The organism is Saccharibacter floricola DSM 15669, from assembly GCF_000378165.1.
In the GTDB taxonomy this organism is placed as follows: Bacteria; Pseudomonadota; Alphaproteobacteria; order Acetobacterales; family Acetobacteraceae; genus Saccharibacter; species Saccharibacter floricola.
Map to the genome: position 1 here is coordinate 18,568 of NZ_KB899344.1, position 18,521 is coordinate 37,088.

Below are 18,521 nucleotides of genomic sequence, written 5' to 3' on the forward strand. Positions count from 1 at the left end.
GAGAGTTGATGCCTTACCGAGGGGTTACATACGCTTTTATAGCGTTCGGCATGTGGGTTTTGTCCTGCTTTTGTGCAGATGTTGCACAGGCCGCTACTGTGCGCCCTTCGGTAAAAATATCGGGTGATGTGGTTTCTTTGTCAGACCTTTTTGATGGGCTTGAGCCCGGGCAAGATCGTGTCTTGGGGCCAGCGCCTGCACCCGGTAAGACCATTCAGATCGGAGGCTATCAGCTCATCGCGATTGCTGATCAATATGGAGTTGAGTGGGAAGATCAATCGTCGTCTGTCAATGTTCTCGTGACACGGGCAGGGCGCGTGCTAGGGCGGGATTATTTTGCTCATTTGGTGAAGCGCAGTATTGCCCTCAATGAGAATGCGGGTGGATTTGTGGTGAACATTTCCAACTTCCACTCTGTCACGGTTGCGTTTGATGACAAAGACCCTGTAACGCTTTCAGAAATTAGTTGGGATAAGCGTTCTGGTCGTTTTACGACGACCGCCTATCTTTCGCACCAGACGGGAGATCCGTTGGTTGATTCTTTTCCTGTGCGTGGAACTATTCGAATAACGCAATCGGTCGTTGTATATAATGATTCTCTGCCAGCGGGTCATATCATGCAAGATAGTGATATGCACCTAGACCCGTCTTATTCAGGGGAGCTCCCGGCGTCTCCACAAGCTTTGCCGGATCCGAATACGATTGTAGGGATGGCCCTTTCTCATGCTGTAGCCGCGGGGCAAGCAGTGAAGACGATGGATCTACGTCGTGCTATTTTGGTGCATCAGGGTGACCCTGTCTTGATTACATACACGGTGCCAGGCATCCGCTTAACCGCTACAGGGCGTGCTTTGGAAGAAGGGGGAAGCGGGCAGTATGTCCATGCGCTGAATCTTGGCAGTCAGATGGTGGTTTCCGGTAAGGTCAATGCAGCTGGAGAGGTTAATGTGGATGCAACCTCGACAGCGCTGCCTGCAAACTCGCCAGAAGTGAAGCGTTTTGGTATGGCAATTATGACGACCAACGGCGGCAGAAGAGAATGAACATATTTTTCCAAGCGGTGCGATGGATATCACTTCTTACGCTGGTCAGTGTAGGGGGATGCATGGGGGTTGGTTCATTGAGTGAGATGGGCCATCCACCCCGTATGACTAAAACGGCAGACCCGACGCTTGCGCCAGATTATCGCCCTGTTACGATGCCAATGCCGCCTCTTCAGGCTCCACCGACAGAGGCAGGAAGCTTGTGGCGCCCGGGGAGCCGAGCCTTCTTTAAAGACCAACGTGCAGCTCAGGCCGGTGATCTTCTGACTGTGAAGGTTGAAGTGGCTGATAACGCAAATGTGACGAACAACTTAACAGCCTCTGGAAGCGGGTCTGAAGATTTTGGCGTGCCGAGCTTTTTTGGCTTTAAAGGCAAGTTCATGTCACATATTACCCAAGCTGATGCGCTTAACACGAGCAGCTCTAATGCTGTGAATGGCGCCGGGACGATCCGTCGTGTTGATACTGTCACTATGACGCTTGCTGGTGTGATTACGCAGGTTCTGCCAAACGGTAATTTTGTGATCGTTGCGCGGCAAGAGGTGCGTGTGAATGGCGAATTACGGCAGCTCGTTCTGAGTGGTGTTGTCCGGCCACAGGATATTTCTGAGGATAATGTTGTCACGCATGATCGAATTGCAGAAGCACGTATTTCTTATGGCGGTCGTGGCCAATTAATGCAGCGCCAGCAACCACGTTTGGGACAGCAGATAATGGATAATGTGTTGCCATTCTGATGACGGATGGTGGCGCAAGAGGTCGATTCTGTTTTACAACGTTTTTTAAGCGTTCATCGTGGCATTGAGCGAGGGCATCCATTTAGGATATATGCCTGTGAAGAGTGTTAAATAGTGGCCAGGCCGTTGGGTGTTGTGCGCGGCCTTTTAAAGGATTGGAAGCTTTGATGAGTGACGATAAAAATGCCGAAGGGTTTATCCCACAGGGTCTGGTTGCTGGGGACTTGCACGGGACAGCCGCTGGTTCTCTCACGATTGCTGGTGTTGTTGAACGCTCTGATATTAAAACCGAGCAGCTTGTCGTGGCAGAAACAGGACGCATCACAGACGGTGTGGCTGAGGCTGAGACCATTATCATTGAAGGTCAGGCCTCTCAGATGACGTTCCGGGCTGGTCGTTTGTCTGCAGGGGCGGGCGCACGCATTTCAGACTGCATGATTGAAATGAGCAATCCAACAGGCTGTGCGATTGACGAAAATGCTCATTTTGAGGGTGATGTGAGGATTGCTGTTGTGCGGTCTCAGGGCACTTCTCATTCTGCCTCCAGTGCCGGTTCTGCTTCTGGGAAGACAGAGCATGAGGGGCAGGATTCCTCCTCCAAGTCGTTCTCTTCAGGGGGCTCTTCTGAGCATGAGGGAACGTCTCACAATAATGGCTCTTCGGGCGGCACGCATGGCTCTGGTGGTACGTCCTATGGCAGTGCGTCCCATGAGGCGAACGCCAAGGGAGGGTATGACATTGATGATTCAGCCGATGTTGATATCCCGTTAGGTGACTAAGACCTCTTTGAGGGTTGTGCTCATTGATTATTTAGCAAAGCAAGCGCAAGAGGTGAGAGTAGCGTGATAACAAATAAGGTCTTCATAAGGCACTATTGCCGCATGAATCGCCGGTTAGGCGTCATGATGACCTGCATGATAGGCGCTACTCTTTGCTTTTTTCATCATGCTTGGGCTGAATCTGGGCAAGAGGCTGATAGAGCGAAGGCTGAGCTTGCGTCTCCTGTAAAGCCAGCGTCGGAGGTTCCGAAGCCTGATGGGCAGCAAACGCATCAAGATGACGGTGACGTTGGGTCTTTCCAGGATATAGAAGACCAGAAGCGGATTTTGGATGCAGCCCGGAAGGCACTCGCACTTCATGCACGAACTGTGCATGAGTCGATGTCGCTCTCGTCGAATGATCTGGATAATAAGCAGCTTTTAAACCGGGATGCGACACAGCGTTTAGTTGGCATTTACGAGAATATGCGTCCGCGTGATGCGGCTGCTGTGTTTAACGTGATGGACCCACACGTTCTTGTGGCCATTTCTGCTACGATGAATACGCGTAAGCTTTCAGCGATTATGGCGCAGATGTCACGTGATCGTGTTAATATGGTTTCGCAGTATTTGGTGGGAGTGCGCCGTTTCCACCAGAAAGGGGCGGGTGTTGTGGAGGAAAATGGGCCCGGAGGAGTGCTGATCACTCTCCCGCCGGGGACTTCTTATAGCGCCCAGCAGAGGTCTTCGTCTGGAAGCACCCCTTTCCTGCCGTCGCGGCAATAGGATGAGCAATATGAGGCAATCTGAGATAGTGTCGCGCATGGTACGGCTTGGTGTTGTATTGATTGGGGGAGGAATGCTGCTGTCTGCATGTGCTCCCGATTATATTGCGCGAAAGCTATCGGGGCGTGAATGCAGTGCTGGTTATTTGGCTGAGGGTGATGATTGGTGCGCTCCTGTTGAAAGGACGACACCGCCACAGCCTTATTGTACCAAAAGTTGGAACGGGGTAGATTGCTGGGCTCGACCAGATTTAACACCGAATATGGCTGCAGAGACATACGAAGGCCCAAGGGGACTGACGCAGGATCAAAATGCGAATAGATTGGATGCCCCTAGAGGCAAGGTTCCTCCAACAAGCCAATATCTACCGCCTTAAGGCTTTAAGAAAGTATGGTTTTAGTATAAACCCATCCGCCGCACAGGCGTTTGTTAAATGGGAAGTGACTTTTTTTCTCAGCATCATTGTTTCTATGCTATGAGGGGCTGAACGTAAGTCGCTTTGTTGTGCAAGTGAGTGCCATCGCAACGGTCGAACGATGCGATTATTAGTGGCGTTTCTGTAATTGAGATTGAGTGGATAGACAGCCTCTGTATGCAGAAGATTTTAGCAGGCCTTAAAGGTCTTGGACGCACAAGACTTATTGCATTGGGCGTGGTTGCTGCGCTTCTTCTGGGTGCTCTTGGCGTACTGGTCTTTCGTGGTGGATTTGAGCAGAAGGCGCTGCTTTATGGCGACCTAGAGCTGAATGAAGCGGCTCAGATGGTCGATGATCTTAATAAAGCGCATATTTCAACCAGTATGGGCCCTGATGGTCGTAGTATCTATGTGCCTAAAGATAGTGTGGCAAATGCTCGCCTGCTGCTGGCTAAATCTGGTTTACCCAGTGGCGGAGCTGTTGGGTATGAGCTGTTTGATAAAAGCGGTACACTCACAAGCACTCAATTTGAGCAAGGAATTGATGAAACGCGCGCGATGGAAGGTGAGCTAGAGCGTTCTATCCGTCTCGTTCATGGGGTGCGTAATGTTCGTGTGCATTTGGTTTTGCCCCATCGCGATCTATTTTCTACACAGACGAACCCTTCTCAGGCGAGTGTGATCTTAGATGTAGGCCGTGTTGGGATTGTGTCTCCCGATGCGATTATGGCGATCCAGAACTTGGTGGCTGCCGCTGTCCCTGGCTTGCAGCCACGGAGTATTTCTATCGTTGATACACGTGGTGATGTGCTCGCTAAGCCGAGTGACCCGGATAGTTTAGCTGAGCAAGAATCATCGCTTGAAAAACAACGCCATTCAGAAGAGCAGCGTCTTTCGCAAGCTGTGGAAGATCTTCTATCTTCTACTTTGGGGATGGGGCATGTGCGTGCGCGTGCCGCTGTTACGATGAATAGCGATGTTGTCCGTGAAACAGAGGAATCGTACGATCCTAATCAGCAAGTGTTGCGGTCACAAACGTCCAATACTGATAAGAGCGTTAATACAGAATCCGGTCAAAACTCAACTACATCGAACAATTTGCCTAATGCTAATGCAGGGCAAAATAATAAAAGCGGCTCTAGTGATGATCGCGTTGAAGAGACGAATAATTACGAGATCGGTAAAAGAACGCGTATTGTCAACCAAACCCGTCCGCGTGTGTCACGTATCAGCCTAGCGGTGATGGTGGATGGCACATCTACGATGGGTAAAGACGGAAAGCCTGTGTGGCAGCCGCTGGATGATGCCCAAATCAAGCGTTTAACAGGCCTTGTGCAGACCGTTGTTGGGTATGACAAAGAGCGTGGAGATGCGGTTAATATCGTGTCGATGCCCTTTAAGCTTGGTTCTGGTGCTGATTTCCCGCAGGATTCTACGTCGTTCTTTAGTAAAGATATGGCCATTTATGTGGCAAAGTGGGTTATCCCGATCCTGCTGATTGTTGGGGCGGCCTTTATGCTGCTACGTCCAATTTTGCGGCGTGGTAAAGAAGGGAACGAAGGGGAAAGTTCAACCGCAGGGGATATGGCCGCACGTGCCGGGGCTGCTGTGGCGTCCATGACGGGTGTTGGTGGGCCTGAGAAAGTCTCTGTTGATGGAGTTGAGGGTGAGATGCGCCGTGAGGCACTCAACAAAGTCGCCCAGAAGGTTGAAGAGAGCCCTGAAGAAACAATCATGATTGTGAGGAACTGGCTTGCACAACCGGATCCGACCTCTAAGAAAATGTCTGCGGGTTAAGAAGGGAGGAGATGATGGCTGAAAATACTGAAGGAGCCGTGCCTCCGTCTGATCCAGTCCCGGTGCCTCCAGCTGTTGCGGCAGAGGAAGCTCGTGCGGCAGATTCGTTAACGGGGAAGCAGAAAGCCGCTATTTTGATGCTGGCGATTGGGCAGGAACGCTCATCGGCTATTTTGAAAGCGCTTCAGGAAGATGAAGTACGCGATATTTCGATAGCGATGTCTTCTTTGGGTGTGGTGAAGGCCGAAACCGTTGAAGCAGTATGCCATGAGTTCTCACGCAGCTCTAATGTGTCTGATGGTCTGGTAGGAGGGCTTGAGACAACCGAAGAATATCTACGGCGCGCTCTGCCAGCTGAAGAAGTAGAGAAGATCATGGAGGACATCCGTGGTCCTTCAGGGCGCAATGTGTGGACGAAGATGGGCAATATGCCCGAAACGGCTTTGGCGAATTATCTCCGTGGAGAACAGCCGCAGACAGTGGCCGTTATTCTCAGCTATATTGCCCCATCTCACGTGGCGCGTGTTTTAACGCTTTTCCCTGAGGATTTCGCGACGGATATTATTGTCCGTATGTTGCATATGACGCCGGTTAGCCGCGATGTCTTAGAAAGTCTGGAAACGACATTGAGGCGTGAGCTCATTAGCGCTTTTGGGCGTTCGACCAAACGGGACAGCTACGCTTTTGTGGCGGAAGTGTATAATAACTTTGACCGCAAAACGGAGGCAAGCCTTACAGAGCGTCTGGGTGAGCGTAATGTTGATGATATGGAGAAGGTGAATAAGCTGAAATTCACCTTTGATGATATTAAGCGGCTTACACCAGATGATATGATGACCGTTGTGGCTGCGATTAATCGTGATGGTGAAGCGAAGTCTAAGATGCCGCTGGCGCTTAAAGGGGCAAACCCAAATATTCGGAAGCTCTTTTTTGACTGCATGTCCAAACGCTCATCTGGTATTCTTGCGGATGAAATTTCGGGCTTGGGGTCTGTGCGTATGCGTGATGCAGAAACGGCTCAGATGTCTCTCATTACCTTCATTAAAGACTTGGCAAATGATGGGGAAATTGATCTATCACCGAGCTCTGGTGATGATGAAATTATTGAATAAAGCGTGTGCACTGCATGCGCTCCGATGAGGATGTGACGGGGCATGACATCATTTGCAGACCGCCTTGAAGATTTCGGCTCACAGCTTACTCAGGAGGAGGATGCTTCTGCTGAAGAGGAGCAGGTTGATGCCCCTGAGGAAGAGCCTGAGATTGATCATTCTGTGCGCTTGCAGCCGGAGGAGATTGAAGCGCTAAAAGCGGAGGCTTATAGGGCGGGTCAACAAGCGGGCGAAGAAAAAGCTCAAGCTGAACTTTCGGAAAAGATGGCCCAATCAATCGCTCAAATATTGACGGTTGTGCAAGAAGAAGGAGAACATCGTTCAGAGCTCCTGCATCACATGGCGGATTATTTCACGGAAGCTCTTTATGCCGTTGTTAAAGAGCTCGTTTCTGGTGAGTTGAAGCGTGATGTCATACGGCGTGATATGGTGAAAGATATTGAGTCTTTTGCACAGGAATGTGAGGGCGATGTTAAACTTTCGTGTTCTAAAGAAGATGCCGCGTCCCTTAAAACAGTCTTGAAAGATGTGCGGGGGGTGTCTATGGCGATTAATCCAGAGTTATCAACGGGGCGGGCGACGCTTTCCGCAAAAGACGCACAGATCATGGTGGATAAGAATGACTGGGTGAATGCTGTACGTGACAGAATTCTCTCATCTGTCAGGACGATTATCCAAACGAGCCAACAAAACTCACGTACGAGGACTTAAAGAATGCCAGAGACAGAAAAGCCGTCAGGCGTTGACCTTTCGGATTTTACGTCAGAAGCGGAAGATACCGCCGCTCAAACGCCTGCTTCTCCTGCAACGAATGGACAAAGCAAAGAGGCTGAACGGGAAGCGATCTTTGACGTTCCCGTTAAGATTACAGCCGTTGTAGGCGACGTGAAGATGCCTGTGCGTGATTTGGTACGTTTAGGGCGTGGCGCTGTCGTATCGTTAAATAAGAAGCTCGGGTCAGCCATTGATATTTACGCGAATGATCGTTTAATCGCGCGTGGTGAAATCACGATTATTGAAGATGAAAATATTGCCGTGACGATGACGGAAATTATGGCCTCTTCTGCGAATCCTTGATGGTCAGCTCGGTGGGGGAGATGGCAACAGACGGACATGGGGGCTCACTAGGCTTTTTAAAAGGCGTGATGGGGCTGCATATGAACGCATTGGCTGCCTTGTTACTGGTGGTTTGTTTGTTGGTCGTGTGTCTGGTGGTGGCTGAGCGTCTCAAAAGGGCGATGCCCCGTTGGCTTCAGAAGCAGCCTGAGACGCCCCGTTCTCTCGCCGTGTTGGATGTTGTGGCGCTTGACCCAAAACGTCGTCTCACGTCTGTGGTTGTGCACGCGCCAAGCGGGAAGAAGGCCTTGGCTGTCATACTGACAGGCGGGCCATCGGATGTATGTATTGGATGGCTAGACCATGAAGACGAGGAACAGGCGTCTTCAGGTAAACAAGGGTATGACGATGAGCCAGAGCGCGTGCCGGAGAAGGATCCATCACATGTGTAACATTGCGCGCCCTGTGCGCATGCGGTCTGTCATATGGGGCTTGGCTTTACTCGCTGTGGCTGTGCTGGCCTGTTGTGTCGCGGTAGATCCAGCAGCGGCTCAATCTGTCACGTTTGACATGGGTAAGGGCGGTGGAATTGGTGAAGCCGGCACAACCAGCCGTCTTGTGCAGATGGTGGCTCTTATTACGCTATTGTCGCTCGCACCGAGCTTAATGGTCATGGTGACGGCCTTTACGCGTATTATCATTTCATTTTCTCTGTTACGTAGCGCGATTGGGGCGCAAGGTACACCACCGAATACAGTGTTGATCGCGCTTTCGCTTATCCTGACTTTTTTCGTGATGCAGCCAACATTGGAGCAGTCATGGGATAAGGGGATTGTACCGTTGATGGATGGGCAGGTTGAGGAGCTTGCAGGGCTCCAAGCATCTGCTGAGCCTTTTCGCACGTTTATGCTTAAAAATGTACGGCCGAATGATTTGGGAACATTCTATCATTTGGCGAATGTGAAGCCCGTGGCTACAGCATCGGAAACGCCGTGGCGTGTGCTGGTTCCTGCCTTTATGGTGGGGGAGTTAAGCCGCGGTTTTGAGATCGGCTTTCTCGTGTATCTTCCGTTTCTTGTCATCGACTTGGTCACCGCAAGTGTGTTGATGAGCTTAGGGATGATGATGTTGCCGCCAGCAACAATCTCTCTGCCTTTTAAGCTTATTTTCTTTGTGTTGGTTGATGGGTTCCAGATGGTCTCTGGTGGGCTGGTACGGAGTTTTGGTGGGGGGTAGCGCTGCTCTTTTACCTTTCTTACCGTTTAGGTGGGCAGAATAAGTAGTCGTTTGGCTAAAATTTGCGGTGTGAGATGGGTAAAGCCCGCCGTGATACTGGATGAAAAACTTCCATAAGTGAGGGTAAGGCCACAGGCGGCAGCTGTTACGATGCCGCCAATACGTCCCGATTGTTCAAGACGGCTGGCAATGAGGGTGCGTGCTCCCTTTTTATAGAAAGCGTCAGCAATATCGGCTGTTTCTTCTGGGTCCATACCCGCTGGAATGACGAGGGAAAGGGTAGCGCTTGTGCGTTCCACAATCTCTTGCATTTCCGCCATGCCGCTGCGGGAATAGATACAGACACCCGGTAAATCCACTAAGGTCATGCGATCTTGACGGTCAAGGCCGGTTGGGACGATCCCATGATATGCTTTGACAAGCTCGACATCATACCCTGTTAAAACCGAGGCGAGTTTGGCGTAGCTTCCCGGGTTGTGGTCGCATGCAAGGACGAGCGGTTTCTTGAGGTGCCCCTCTGATTTTTGAGCTTTAAGAGCGTAACGAGCGGCGAGCTTGGCCAAGGTCAGGCTCTTGCCAGACCCAGGCGCCCCACCAAGAGCAACGATGCGACCGGGAGCCATAGGAAGGCGCTCAAAAGCGATGGCTTTGCAGAGCCCTTCTTCTAGAGTGCCGCCCGACATTGCTGCAACGAGGGGACGTGGGATTGAATGCCACAGAAGGATATCTTCCACGCTCAAGCTGGGGAGGGGCAGAGATGCACCGGGCGATGAGGGCATGGTCGTATCCTGTTGCATGAATGTCTGACGGTGCGTGGTCACGGTGTGGTTTAACTGTCTCGCTCTGTCAATCATAACGTATCGTCCGCTCTCAAGAGAAGATGGGCGTTTAAGAAATAAGGGAGGAGAACGTCATAAGGAGCTATGACGACAAGAACGCGAGGGATGTTACGTCACTGTAGCAACGGTTCGAATACGCGTGCGGGGGTAAATTTCTGCTTGTGCCATCACGGCCATAGATGGACGAATACGGTCAATGATCATCCTCACAGAATCACGCGTGCCTGATGTGGTAACAATAACCGGAGTTTCACCAATATTCGCTGTTTGATCAAAGGCACGACGGAGAGATTTTACAAACTCATCCAGCATATTAGGTGGCATAGCAAGCGTTTGATCGTCCCCTTGACCAACAATATTATTGAGCAGCTTGGTTTCCCATTCTGGCGAGAGTGTAATCATGGAAATACACCCTGACGGCCCGACATAATTACTGCAAATTTGCCGAGAAAGACGAACGCGCACATGGGCGGTCAGAGCCTTGATTCCCTTGGAAATTAGGGCACTTCCTTCTTGAATACTCTCCAGAATGGTGGGGAGATCGCGAATGGAAATCCGCTCTTGCAGCAAAGATTGCAACACGCGCTGTATGGTGCTGAGTGATGCCTGCGAGGGGATCAGGTCGCTGACAAGACGTTGTTGATCGTTCGGGAGATCATCCAAAAGTTGCTGCGTGGCGGCGTAGGTGAGGAGTTCACCGAGATTTTGATTAATGGACTCTGTTAAATGAGTGATGATGACCGTGGTGGGATCAACCACCGTATAGCCTTCATTCGTTGCTTGAATTTTTAACGTCGGTTCCGTCCAAATAGCGGGCAGACCAAAGGAAGGTTCTGTGGTGACTTCGCCCGGAAGCGCATTATGAGGGTCGATCCCCGATGGGCAAATAGCGAGAAGGCGGTTAGGGCGCACTTCGCCGGAAGCAATTTCAATTTCCTTGAGCTTGATAACATATTTGTCTGTCGGAAGTTGAATATTGTCCTGAATACGCACGGATGGTGTGATGAAACCCATCTCAGAGGCCATTTTACGCCGAAGTGCTCGGATTTGCTCTGTAATTTGCGCATGTTCTCCACTGGCAAGGGGTAATAAGCCGTAACCGATTTCTAGGCGGAGGAGATCAACATGGAGCAAGTCGGAAATAGGTTGAACTGAAGGCGCAGGCTCAATTTGCGTGGCGTCTTCTGCATTTTCGTCGCGGAGAGGTTGCTTATGACGCCACCAAGCGCCTCCTCCAGCGACGGCCGCAATAAGCAAAAATGGGAAAGCAGGCAGACCCGGCATAAACGCAAAGCCTGCAGAAAGAATAGAGGCAATGGCGAGTGGTTTGGAGCTCCCGCCAAGTTGGCGAAACAGGGTAACGTCCGCCGATCCATCTGTGCCGCCTTTGGTGACGACGATACCAGCCGCTAAGGACACCAAAAGAGCCGGGATTTGGGAAACAAGCCCGTCACCAATCGTGAGGGTGGTAAAGGTTTGCGCCGCCTCAGAAATAGGCATGTCATGGCGTAGTACGCCAATCGTTAGCCCCCCAAGGATATTGATGACGGTGATGATAATGCCTGCGATGGCATCATTACGCACAAATTTAGCTGCACCATCCATGGAGCCATAGAAAGAGCTTTCTGCTTCAAGCTCCTTACGTTTGGCACGGGCCATTTTCTCGTTCATGGCACCGGAGGCGATGTCAGCATCAATAGCCATCTGCTTCCCGGGCATGGAATCCAAGAAGAAGCGGGCTGATACTTCTGCAATACGGCCTGACCCTTTGGTGATCACCATAAAATTGACGACCATCAAAATGGAGAAAACAATGCCCCCAATGACAATATCATTGCCCATAAGGAAGCCACCAAAGGAGGCAACGACATGTCCTGCCGCATAGGCGCCTTCATTCCCGTGACTGAGGATAAGCCGTGTTGTGGCGACCTCAAGAGACAACCTGAACATGGTTGTCAGAAGTAACAAGGTAGGGAATGAGGTGAAGTCGAGTGGTGTCTCTAAGAAAAGAGCCACCATCAAAATCAAAACAGATGATGTGATAGAAAGAGAAAGTCCAATGTCTAAGATAAATGTTGGAAGTGGGACAATCAGAATAGAAATGAGGAGAATAACGCCAAGGGCAAGGAGGATATCCGTCCCTGGCAAGGTTGACCGTACAGCAGCAAGCCCTTTCCCCCCTGGTTGGAAAAGAGCTTTGGGGTTGGAAAAAGCGTGGACGGCTTGATTAAGGCGTGCCCTGATAGTGGCGACGAGAGAAGCGCCAGCCCCGGCCGAAGAGGTTTTTTGGTCTGTCGGTCTGCTGGGTGTCGCCAAGAGAGTCCTCTCAATAAAGCCATTATGCTCATATCGAGCGCGTTTAGCTTAGATTATCTGTTATCTGTGATAGGCTTTTTAAAATACGCATGGGAGAGAAGGCAATCAAGCGTTAAAACCCACAGCACGTCTTCTTTAGAGGTCTGAGTTGAAACCTCTTGAGGAGCTGTGGCAGAAATATCAGACAAGTGTGCTTGCTCATTGATCAGAAGGGGTGTGTCGGTTGGACATTGATGTATTGAAAAAGGCTCTGTGGAATGATCTCACCCCAGAAAATCTGACAGAAGCGGGTAGCTTTTTATACTCTCATGGCAGAGAGGCAGATGCGCTTGATATTATCCGGCAGGTGAGCTGCGAAACGACGGATGTTATTTTGTTGTTGGCTGCCTATGGCGTGTTGGTGCAACACACTGCCCATCATCATCTCATGATGACTATCCTGCGGAAGGCGCTTCTCGCGCTGCCGGAGGTCAATGACGAGCATTTAATGTCCGTGCGTTACGATATTATGCTGCATTTGGCCGATCAGCTCATGGCTCTGGGTCATTATGATGAAAGCATGGGTCTTTATGCGGACATTTTGAAAGCCTCACCTCAGCAAAATCGCCTTGCCGTTGGGGAGCATCTATCCGCCTGCTTGCTTGAAGCTGGTCGCACCGAAGAGGCTAAGACGGTTTTAGAGAGCTGGTTGGCGGATGGCCCTGTATCTGTACCGCTTTATAATAATATGGGGTGTGCTCTTGAGCGGCTTAATCGCTCGGAAGAGGCGATCGCTTATTACCGTAAAGGCGTTGATCTTGCGCCATCGCATGAGCTCATCTCGTTTGGTTTTGGGATTTGTTTGTTGAAAGCTGGCCATTTTGAGGAAGGATTCCAGCGTTACGCGCTCCGTAGCCCGTTTGTGATCAATCCTTCTTGTTGGTATGTGAAAGACCTTTACCGTTTGGCACCGGATGTGGCGTTGGAAGGGAAGCACATTCTCTTTTATCAGGAGCAAGGTTTAGGTGATACGATCCAGTTCATTCGCTTCCTACCACAGATCTTAGCGCGAGGTGCGCGCGTTACGCTTGCCGCTCCATCACAGCTTGTAAGGCTGCTCAGGCAGAGCTTCCCCGAGGTGGACGTTCGATTAAGTAACGAGGTAGAGGTCGAGCCGCAAACACAGAGCCAGTATCATTATGGCTGCCCGATTGCTGATCTCCCCTATATCTGTGGGATGAAGACGGAGGCGGATATCCCTCCCTTCGCACCGTATATGACCGTGCCAGAGCAAGACGCAGCCCTTTTTGCGCGACATGTGTCGGAGCGTTTGGAAAAAGAGGGCAGACCGACAAACGGGAAGCGGCGTTTAAGAGTGGGTCTTGTGTGGGCTGGAGGAAAGCGTTTCCTCGCACGTGATGTCGCGGCTGATCGTCGTCGTTCGACGAACCTTCAGGAGATGATGGCTGCTTTGGCCCCTGCGGAAGTGGACTTCTTTTCCTTGCAATATGGGGATCCTCGGCAAGAGCTTGCAGAGGGAACACCGCAGCCTGTGTATGACCTGATGGATCAGGTCACCGATATGGCTGATTGTGCGGCATTAATGAAGACGCTTGACCTCGTCATTTCTGTTGATACAGCGCCATTACATCTCGCGGGTGCGTTAGGTATTCCGGTATGGTTGGCTAATCGGTGGGATTCCTGCTGGCGTTGGGGCGATGAGGGGACGCAGTCTGTATGGTATCCGACTCTACGCATTTTCCGCGCTCATGAAAGTTCTTTTGTGCCGGTTCTTAATGAGATGGGTGAGGCACTACGGTCTCTCGTTGCGTCTTCGTCCTAATCTGAGTGTTTAGGCGGGCTGATAGGTGACGATGGGAGGCCCGCCCCCATCCTGCGGTTTAGTAGGAAGAAGGATAAGGCATTGTATTCACGATCCGCACGGGGTTTCTGCGATATGCTGCCAGATTACGACTTTGTTGAGAGCCCGCCATGCGTGGATGGCTGGGGGGTTCTGAAAAATGTTGAAACCCTTTGAACGGATGAAAATCACGCTGTGGCTTATCAGGCGTTGATGAAGGAGCCGCCGGCGTTTTGACTTCTTGAAGGGGTGCTAAAGGATGCGCAGAGGGCGCTTTGTTCTGGAAAAAAGACGTGGCATGGAGTGGGATGGTCTTGAGAGGCGTTAAAGGACGCCCGTCTTGGGGGACGGCCCATTCAGCGAGAACATGGTCAAGATAAGGAGCGCCAATTGAAGGCGTTTGGGAGTGATAGGCTGCTGCGGCACGAGGCCAACTTCCCGTTTTATCATGCATTTGCTTGAGGAAACGCCCCGCATAAAGGGCGTTCGTATAAGGGTCAAATGCGGCTTCAAGGGATGAAAATGCATTAGGATGGTGCATGATGTTGACCTGAAGGCACCCAACATCAATGGACTGTATCCCGTCTTGGTGAAATTTCTTGACGGCTTCGACGGCTTCCTGAAGGGAGTGATATTGATAGCCAACGCCGCCAGCATTGACACTCCACGGCCAAGCGAGGAGGCGCCCGTCAGCTTGGGGGCGGCCTGTTTCAACACGGCTGATAGCGGAGAGAAACCCATCAGGAAGCTGCAAGGCACGCTCGACTTGAGCGGTTGCGGCCATGCAGGGCGCTGATGCTGTTGCGTAGGCGTGCGCACCCGAGAGGAGCCCTACGCATAGGAAAGCGCAGGCACCAACAAGGCGCGACATTGTACGTGCCAAAGCGGAAACCAAAAGCTGACTGTGCATAGGGGTTCCTATACGCTTTTTTCTCATGGTCTGACAATAATTTTTAAACGTCTTTTCTATCGTGATTGTGTTGTTATTCGTATTACTCTGTTTTCCTTAATAAGAATCTTTTCTTGATAAAAAAGCGCGAGAAAAGCAGAAGGCATGACCAAGGTAGCTTACCCAGTGGCATGAAAAAGATGTTTTTTTATGTTTTTTTTGCTAAAGCACAGGGCGGTGGACAGGAGAAGTCATTTTATGCAGGTTGCACAGCACCAAAACCAGACCTTCTACAAGGCAAAGAAGCACGCAGGCCGGGGGCTTAGCGTGATTCTTATGTTGGTTGGGCTTGTGTTAACTGTGATGACATGGCCTTTCCCTGCACATGCCGAAACGGTGCGTATTAAAGATATTGTTGATTACGAAGGGATTCGTGACAACCAACTCGTCGGGTACGGTCTCGTTGCAGGCTTGAACGGGACGGGAGATCGCTTGACAAATACCTTGTTCACTCGAGAAACGCTGATTGGCATGCTCAATCGTCTTGGCGTGAATATTCGTGACAAGGCTGTTCAGCTTCAAACACATAATACAGCAGCAGTGATGGTCACGGCAACGTTGCCGCCTTTTGCTCATGGTGGGAACCGGATTGATGTAACGGTTTCTGCGATTGGTGATGCGCAAAGCTTAACGGGTGGGACGCTGATCGTAACGCCGTTGCAGGCAGCGGATGGTGAAGTTTACGCGGTGGCGCAGGGCTCTCTCGTGACAAACGCCTTTTCTGCACGTGGGCCTGCTGCTGAGGCTGTGCGTAACGTGCCAACGAGCGGCCATATTGCTAACGGCGCTGTTGTGGAACGAGAAGTGCCAGTCGTATTGGGAGCGGGGGGCATTATTCACCTCGCTCTTAAAAACCCGAACTTTACGACAGCGAACCGTATTGCAGATGTAATTAACCGCCGCCTTGGTCGTGGCACAGCAACGGTGGAAGATCCACGTACGGTAACGGTGCGTCTTGCCCGTCGTAATGCAGCGCAAGCTTTGTATGAAATTGGGGATCTCAGAGTGGTTCCTGATACGATGGCGAAAGTCATTGTGGATGAAGCGGCAGGAACAATCGTGATGGGCGACAATGTGCGGATCACGACCGTGGCTGTTGCCCAAGGTAATCTGACCATTCAGATTGCATCGACCCCTCAAGTGGTACAGCCGAACCCGTTGGCGGGTGGGCAAACAGCTGTGGTGCAGCAAACGCAGGTAAATGTTAACACAGATCGTAATAATAAGATGGCGCTACTTCCAGAAGGGCCTTCTTTATCAAGCCTTGTCACGGGGATGAATGCGTTGGGCGTTGGGCCGCGTGATATGATTAGTATCCTCCAAGCGATTAAGGCGGACGGGGCACTTCAGGCAGAGCTTGAAGTGCGGTAAAGGCATGTGCGCTTAAGAGATAAAGCGTGACAGGTGCGGGTGCTGAGTGGTAATGTAATGTCCAAATTATCTCGACAAGATAGGGTAGTGTTTTGGTTTCGTTTCCACATCTGACGGCTCCCTTAGCGGCTCCACATCAAATGCGTGCGACGACGCCTTCTGCCTCTCAAGTGGATAAAAAAATCCAGCAAGGAGCGGAGGGTTTTGAGGCTGTGGCGTTGGGGGAAATGATGCAGCCGATGTTTGAAACGGTTGATACCTCTGGCAAACCTTTTGGGGGAGGGTCAGCCGAAAAGCAATTCCGCTCTTTGCAAGTGCTTGAGCTTGGGAAGCAGATCGCTCGGAACGGCGGTGTGGGGATTGCCCACCAAGTCTATCAGACCATGCAGAAGATGCAGAGCCATTCCGGCAACGGCTCACGATAGGATTAGGCGATGAAAATGCCTCGCTTAGGAGATGTGGTTAAGCGTGCAACGCAGCATTTTGCAGCAGAGCATCAGGAGGCCACCTCTCAAATGCCTGTTGGTGCGGATGGGGCAGAGGAAGAGCTCTCCCGTGATGCTCTTGTAGAGGCTTTTTCGCAGGCTATTGCGTTTATGGAGCGCGAAAATGCCCTTCTATCGGATGATGCTATGGCTGAGGCCATGGCGCTATTGCCAGAGAAAACAGCCTCGATAAATCGGCTTGGTCAGCTGATTGAGGCTGTGAAAGAAAATGGGCAGCTTCCTGAAGGAGCCGCGGAGCCGTTACGGGAACTTCAGCAGCATTTTGATGACGTTGCAGAGCGCAACCAAGCGTTGTTGCGTCATGCTCTAGAGACACAAAATACCGTCATGCGTATTTTAATTGAAAGCGCTCTTGAAGAGAGCCAGCATGGCTATGGCCAAACGGGTGAAGCGGGACGCGATTCATCTCGGTCAAGTTTCTCTCTCGACAATAAAGTGTAAAGCCATATTGCCTCGGAGAGGGGCAGGAGCGGCTTTACACTGTTAAAAGAGGCGCTTCGTTATTTACCACGAAGCTCCGGTAACGTGTTTGGGCTGGTTGGCGCCTGGATCAGCACTGGGTGCCCACGCTGTCCAGTCCCATGAAGCGCTGTTTTGCCGGTTTTCAGTCGCCATCTCAGCGGGGGTGAGAATGGTGCGTGTTAAACGACGGTTGAGCTTTGATGTATGGATGAGCCTCTGATACGAGCTTTCATTGCCCATATAGACGCAGGTGCAGCTAATAGGGTCGGCAAAGAGGTAAATCTTTCCCCCGTCAGGGATAGGGCGGAACGTCAATAAAGAGGGTGGAAGCTGGTTGAGCATCGTATAGCGTGCGGTTGTATCGGCTGCATGGGCGATGAACCCCGCGCGGGCGAGCTCTTGCCCATTGTCAAAATAAGTCTCTGCAGGAGAGGTGCAGCTCGCGAGTGTGGCTGCGCCTAGGCTCCCGATGGCTGCCCAAAAAGACCGGACGCGTGAAGCGTTCATGAAGACGCTCCAGAGGCTAGATTGAGGCTACGTGCTTGGACGTTATCTGTCAGTACGAGAGGTGGCATGCAGGTATAGGCTTTAAGATCAGCATAATGTTGGTTCATGAGATGATCCACGCTGCTTGCCTGAAGGACTTTGCCCCCCATGCTCGGATAGGTCACGAGCGGTGAGGTAAAAGGCAGGCACCGTTTAATCAGCTCTACGGCTCCTTTGGGAGAGACTGAGTAGCCACAAATACCAAAGGTTTGGCGCAGGCGGAAAGGCAGTGTGGCCACGTCCATATGGCGAAACGTCTCAATAGCGCGGCGGACTTTTTCTTCTGAAAAACGCGCAACGCAATCTGTAATGCCGGGCAAAAGGTCGTAATGTAGAATGGTGTCGGAGTTATTGCCCCATAAAATGATGTCCCAATCCTCTGGAAGAGAGCGGATAACGCGATCACTTTCTTCCTCAAAATTATGGCAGAGGAAGGCATCATCTTCAAAAATATGAGAGGGATGGCCGTATTTAGCCGTGGCGCCCCATAGTGAAACATGAGTCATGCCTGAGCCAATAGCGCCTTTGGTGAACTGGCAATGATGATCCACAAAACCTTGCTCGGCAGCCTGGGTGAGGTCTAATGTTGACCCATCAATGCCAGGAGCATGCAGAATGTCGGGTACATGCGCATTCACCCGGCGGAAGCGTTCAAGACGTTCTGGTGTACGCGCTAGGCTAATCACATATTTCTGCATTGGCATTCCCGCACTGACTTTTGCAAGCGACGTTGCAATGTTTTTGTTACTATT

General features: G+C 51.2%; 20 protein-coding genes. 15 read left to right on the forward strand and 5 right to left on the reverse strand.

The genetic code is table 11. From position 1 onward, the window contains the following. Positions 1-8: 8 nt before the first annotated feature. From flgA to fliP, 11 genes are all read left to right on the forward strand, one after another. Positions 9-1,043 (forward strand): flagellar basal body P-ring formation chaperone FlgA, encoded by a 1,035-nt coding sequence (flgA, locus tag F457_RS0109525; RefSeq protein ID WP_018980914.1) that lies wholly within the window; start codon positions 9-11, stop codon positions 1,041-1,043. Next, complete coding sequence (gene flgH, locus F457_RS0109530; RefSeq protein WP_026294333.1) at positions 1,040-1,780, forward strand: flagellar basal body L-ring protein FlgH; 741 nt, start codon at positions 1,040-1,042, stop codon at positions 1,778-1,780. The genes flgA and flgH overlap by 4 nt, the downstream gene beginning before the upstream one ends. 167 nt (positions 1,781-1,947) lie before the next feature. Continuing rightward, on the forward strand, positions 1,948-2,559 hold the full coding sequence (locus tag F457_RS13375; RefSeq protein WP_018980916.1) for a bactofilin family protein: 612 nt from the start codon (positions 1,948-1,950) through the stop codon (positions 2,557-2,559). A gap of 102 nt (positions 2,560-2,661) precedes the next feature. Then, positions 2,662-3,324, forward strand: coding sequence for a MotE family protein (locus tag F457_RS13380; protein WP_018980917.1), 663 nt, complete (start codon positions 2,662-2,664; stop codon positions 3,322-3,324). A 10-nt stretch (positions 3,325-3,334) separates the two neighbouring features. Further along, positions 3,335-3,700, forward strand: coding sequence for a hypothetical protein (locus F457_RS13630; RefSeq protein WP_245539143.1), 366 nt, complete (start codon positions 3,335-3,337; stop codon positions 3,698-3,700). A gap of 216 nt (positions 3,701-3,916) precedes the next feature. Continuing rightward, a complete protein-coding gene (gene fliF, locus F457_RS0109550) occupies positions 3,917-5,536 on the forward strand; it encodes a flagellar basal-body MS-ring/collar protein FliF (RefSeq protein ID WP_026294334.1) in 1,620 nt (539 codons plus the stop codon). Positions 5,537-5,547: 11 nt separating this feature from the next. Then, a complete protein-coding gene (locus F457_RS0109555) occupies positions 5,548-6,648 on the forward strand; it encodes a flagellar motor switch protein FliG (protein ID WP_018980920.1) in 1,101 nt (366 codons plus the stop codon). A 42-nt stretch (positions 6,649-6,690) separates the two neighbouring features. Further along, positions 6,691-7,359, forward strand: a complete 669-nt coding sequence (locus tag F457_RS0109560; RefSeq protein ID WP_018980921.1) for a FliH/SctL family protein — start codon at positions 6,691-6,693, stop codon at positions 7,357-7,359. Between the two features lie 3 nt (positions 7,360-7,362). Then, positions 7,363-7,725, forward strand: a complete 363-nt coding sequence (gene fliN / locus F457_RS12795; protein ID WP_018980922.1) for a flagellar motor switch protein FliN — start codon at positions 7,363-7,365, stop codon at positions 7,723-7,725. A 20-nt stretch (positions 7,726-7,745) separates the two neighbouring features. Beyond that, positions 7,746-8,156: a hypothetical protein gene (locus tag F457_RS0109570; protein ID WP_156809422.1), complete on the forward strand. Its 411-nt coding sequence runs from the start codon at positions 7,746-7,748 to the stop codon at positions 8,154-8,156. Continuing rightward, positions 8,149-8,940, forward strand: coding sequence for a flagellar type III secretion system pore protein FliP (gene fliP, locus F457_RS0109575; protein WP_018980924.1), 792 nt, complete (start codon positions 8,149-8,151; stop codon positions 8,938-8,940). The genes F457_RS0109570 and fliP overlap by 8 nt, the downstream gene beginning before the upstream one ends. 26 nt (positions 8,941-8,966) lie before the next feature. On the opposite strand, the gene F457_RS0109580 is transcribed toward fliP, so the two are convergent. Together F457_RS0109580 and flhA are read right to left on the reverse strand one after the other, a co-directional pair. Further along, complete coding sequence (locus F457_RS0109580) at positions 8,967-9,719, reverse strand: P-loop NTPase family protein (protein WP_018980925.1); 753 nt, start codon at positions 9,717-9,719, stop codon at positions 8,967-8,969. 168 nt (positions 9,720-9,887) lie between these two features. Then, positions 9,888-12,095 carry a flagellar biosynthesis protein FlhA gene (gene flhA, locus F457_RS0109585; protein ID WP_018980926.1) on the reverse strand — a complete coding sequence of 736 codons (2,208 nt, stop codon included), beginning with the start codon at positions 12,093-12,095 and terminating at the stop codon, positions 9,888-9,890. A 223-nt stretch (positions 12,096-12,318) separates the two neighbouring features. Between flhA and F457_RS12800 the strand changes: the two genes are divergently transcribed. Further along, positions 12,319-13,917 (forward strand): tetratricopeptide repeat protein, encoded by a 1,599-nt coding sequence (locus F457_RS12800; RefSeq protein ID WP_018980928.1) that lies wholly within the window; start codon positions 12,319-12,321, stop codon positions 13,915-13,917. Positions 13,918-13,975: 58 nt separating this feature from the next. On the opposite strand, the gene F457_RS12805 is transcribed toward F457_RS12800, so the two are convergent. Next, entirely contained in the window at positions 13,976-14,845 is an 870-nt protein-coding gene (locus F457_RS12805) for a transglycosylase SLT domain-containing protein (protein ID WP_018980929.1), read from the reverse strand. Positions 14,846-15,160: 315 nt separating this feature from the next. Here F457_RS12805 and F457_RS0109605 point away from each other — a divergent pair, with 315 nt between their 5' ends. The 3 genes from F457_RS0109605 to F457_RS0109615 all read left to right on the forward strand — a co-directional run bounded on the left by F457_RS0109605 (position 15,161) and on the right by F457_RS0109615 (position 17,202). After that, on the forward strand, positions 15,161-16,255 hold the full coding sequence (locus tag F457_RS0109605; RefSeq protein WP_051081343.1) for a flagellar basal body P-ring protein FlgI: 1,095 nt from the start codon (positions 15,161-15,163) through the stop codon (positions 16,253-16,255). Between the two features lie 92 nt (positions 16,256-16,347). Next, entirely contained in the window at positions 16,348-16,680 is a 333-nt protein-coding gene (locus F457_RS0109610; RefSeq protein WP_018980931.1) for a rod-binding protein, read from the forward strand. A gap of 9 nt (positions 16,681-16,689) precedes the next feature. Further along, entirely contained in the window at positions 16,690-17,202 is a 513-nt protein-coding gene (locus F457_RS0109615) for a hypothetical protein (protein WP_018980932.1), read from the forward strand. Between the two features lie 63 nt (positions 17,203-17,265). On the opposite strand, the gene F457_RS0109620 is transcribed toward F457_RS0109615, so the two are convergent. Next, positions 17,266-17,730, reverse strand: coding sequence for a hypothetical protein (locus F457_RS0109620; protein ID WP_018980933.1), 465 nt, complete (start codon positions 17,728-17,730; stop codon positions 17,266-17,268). Continuing rightward, positions 17,727-18,467, reverse strand: a complete 741-nt coding sequence (locus tag F457_RS0109625; protein ID WP_018980934.1) for a glycosyltransferase family 25 protein — start codon at positions 18,465-18,467, stop codon at positions 17,727-17,729. The genes F457_RS0109620 and F457_RS0109625 overlap by 4 nt, the downstream gene beginning before the upstream one ends. Between the last annotated feature and the right edge of the window lie 54 nt (positions 18,468-18,521).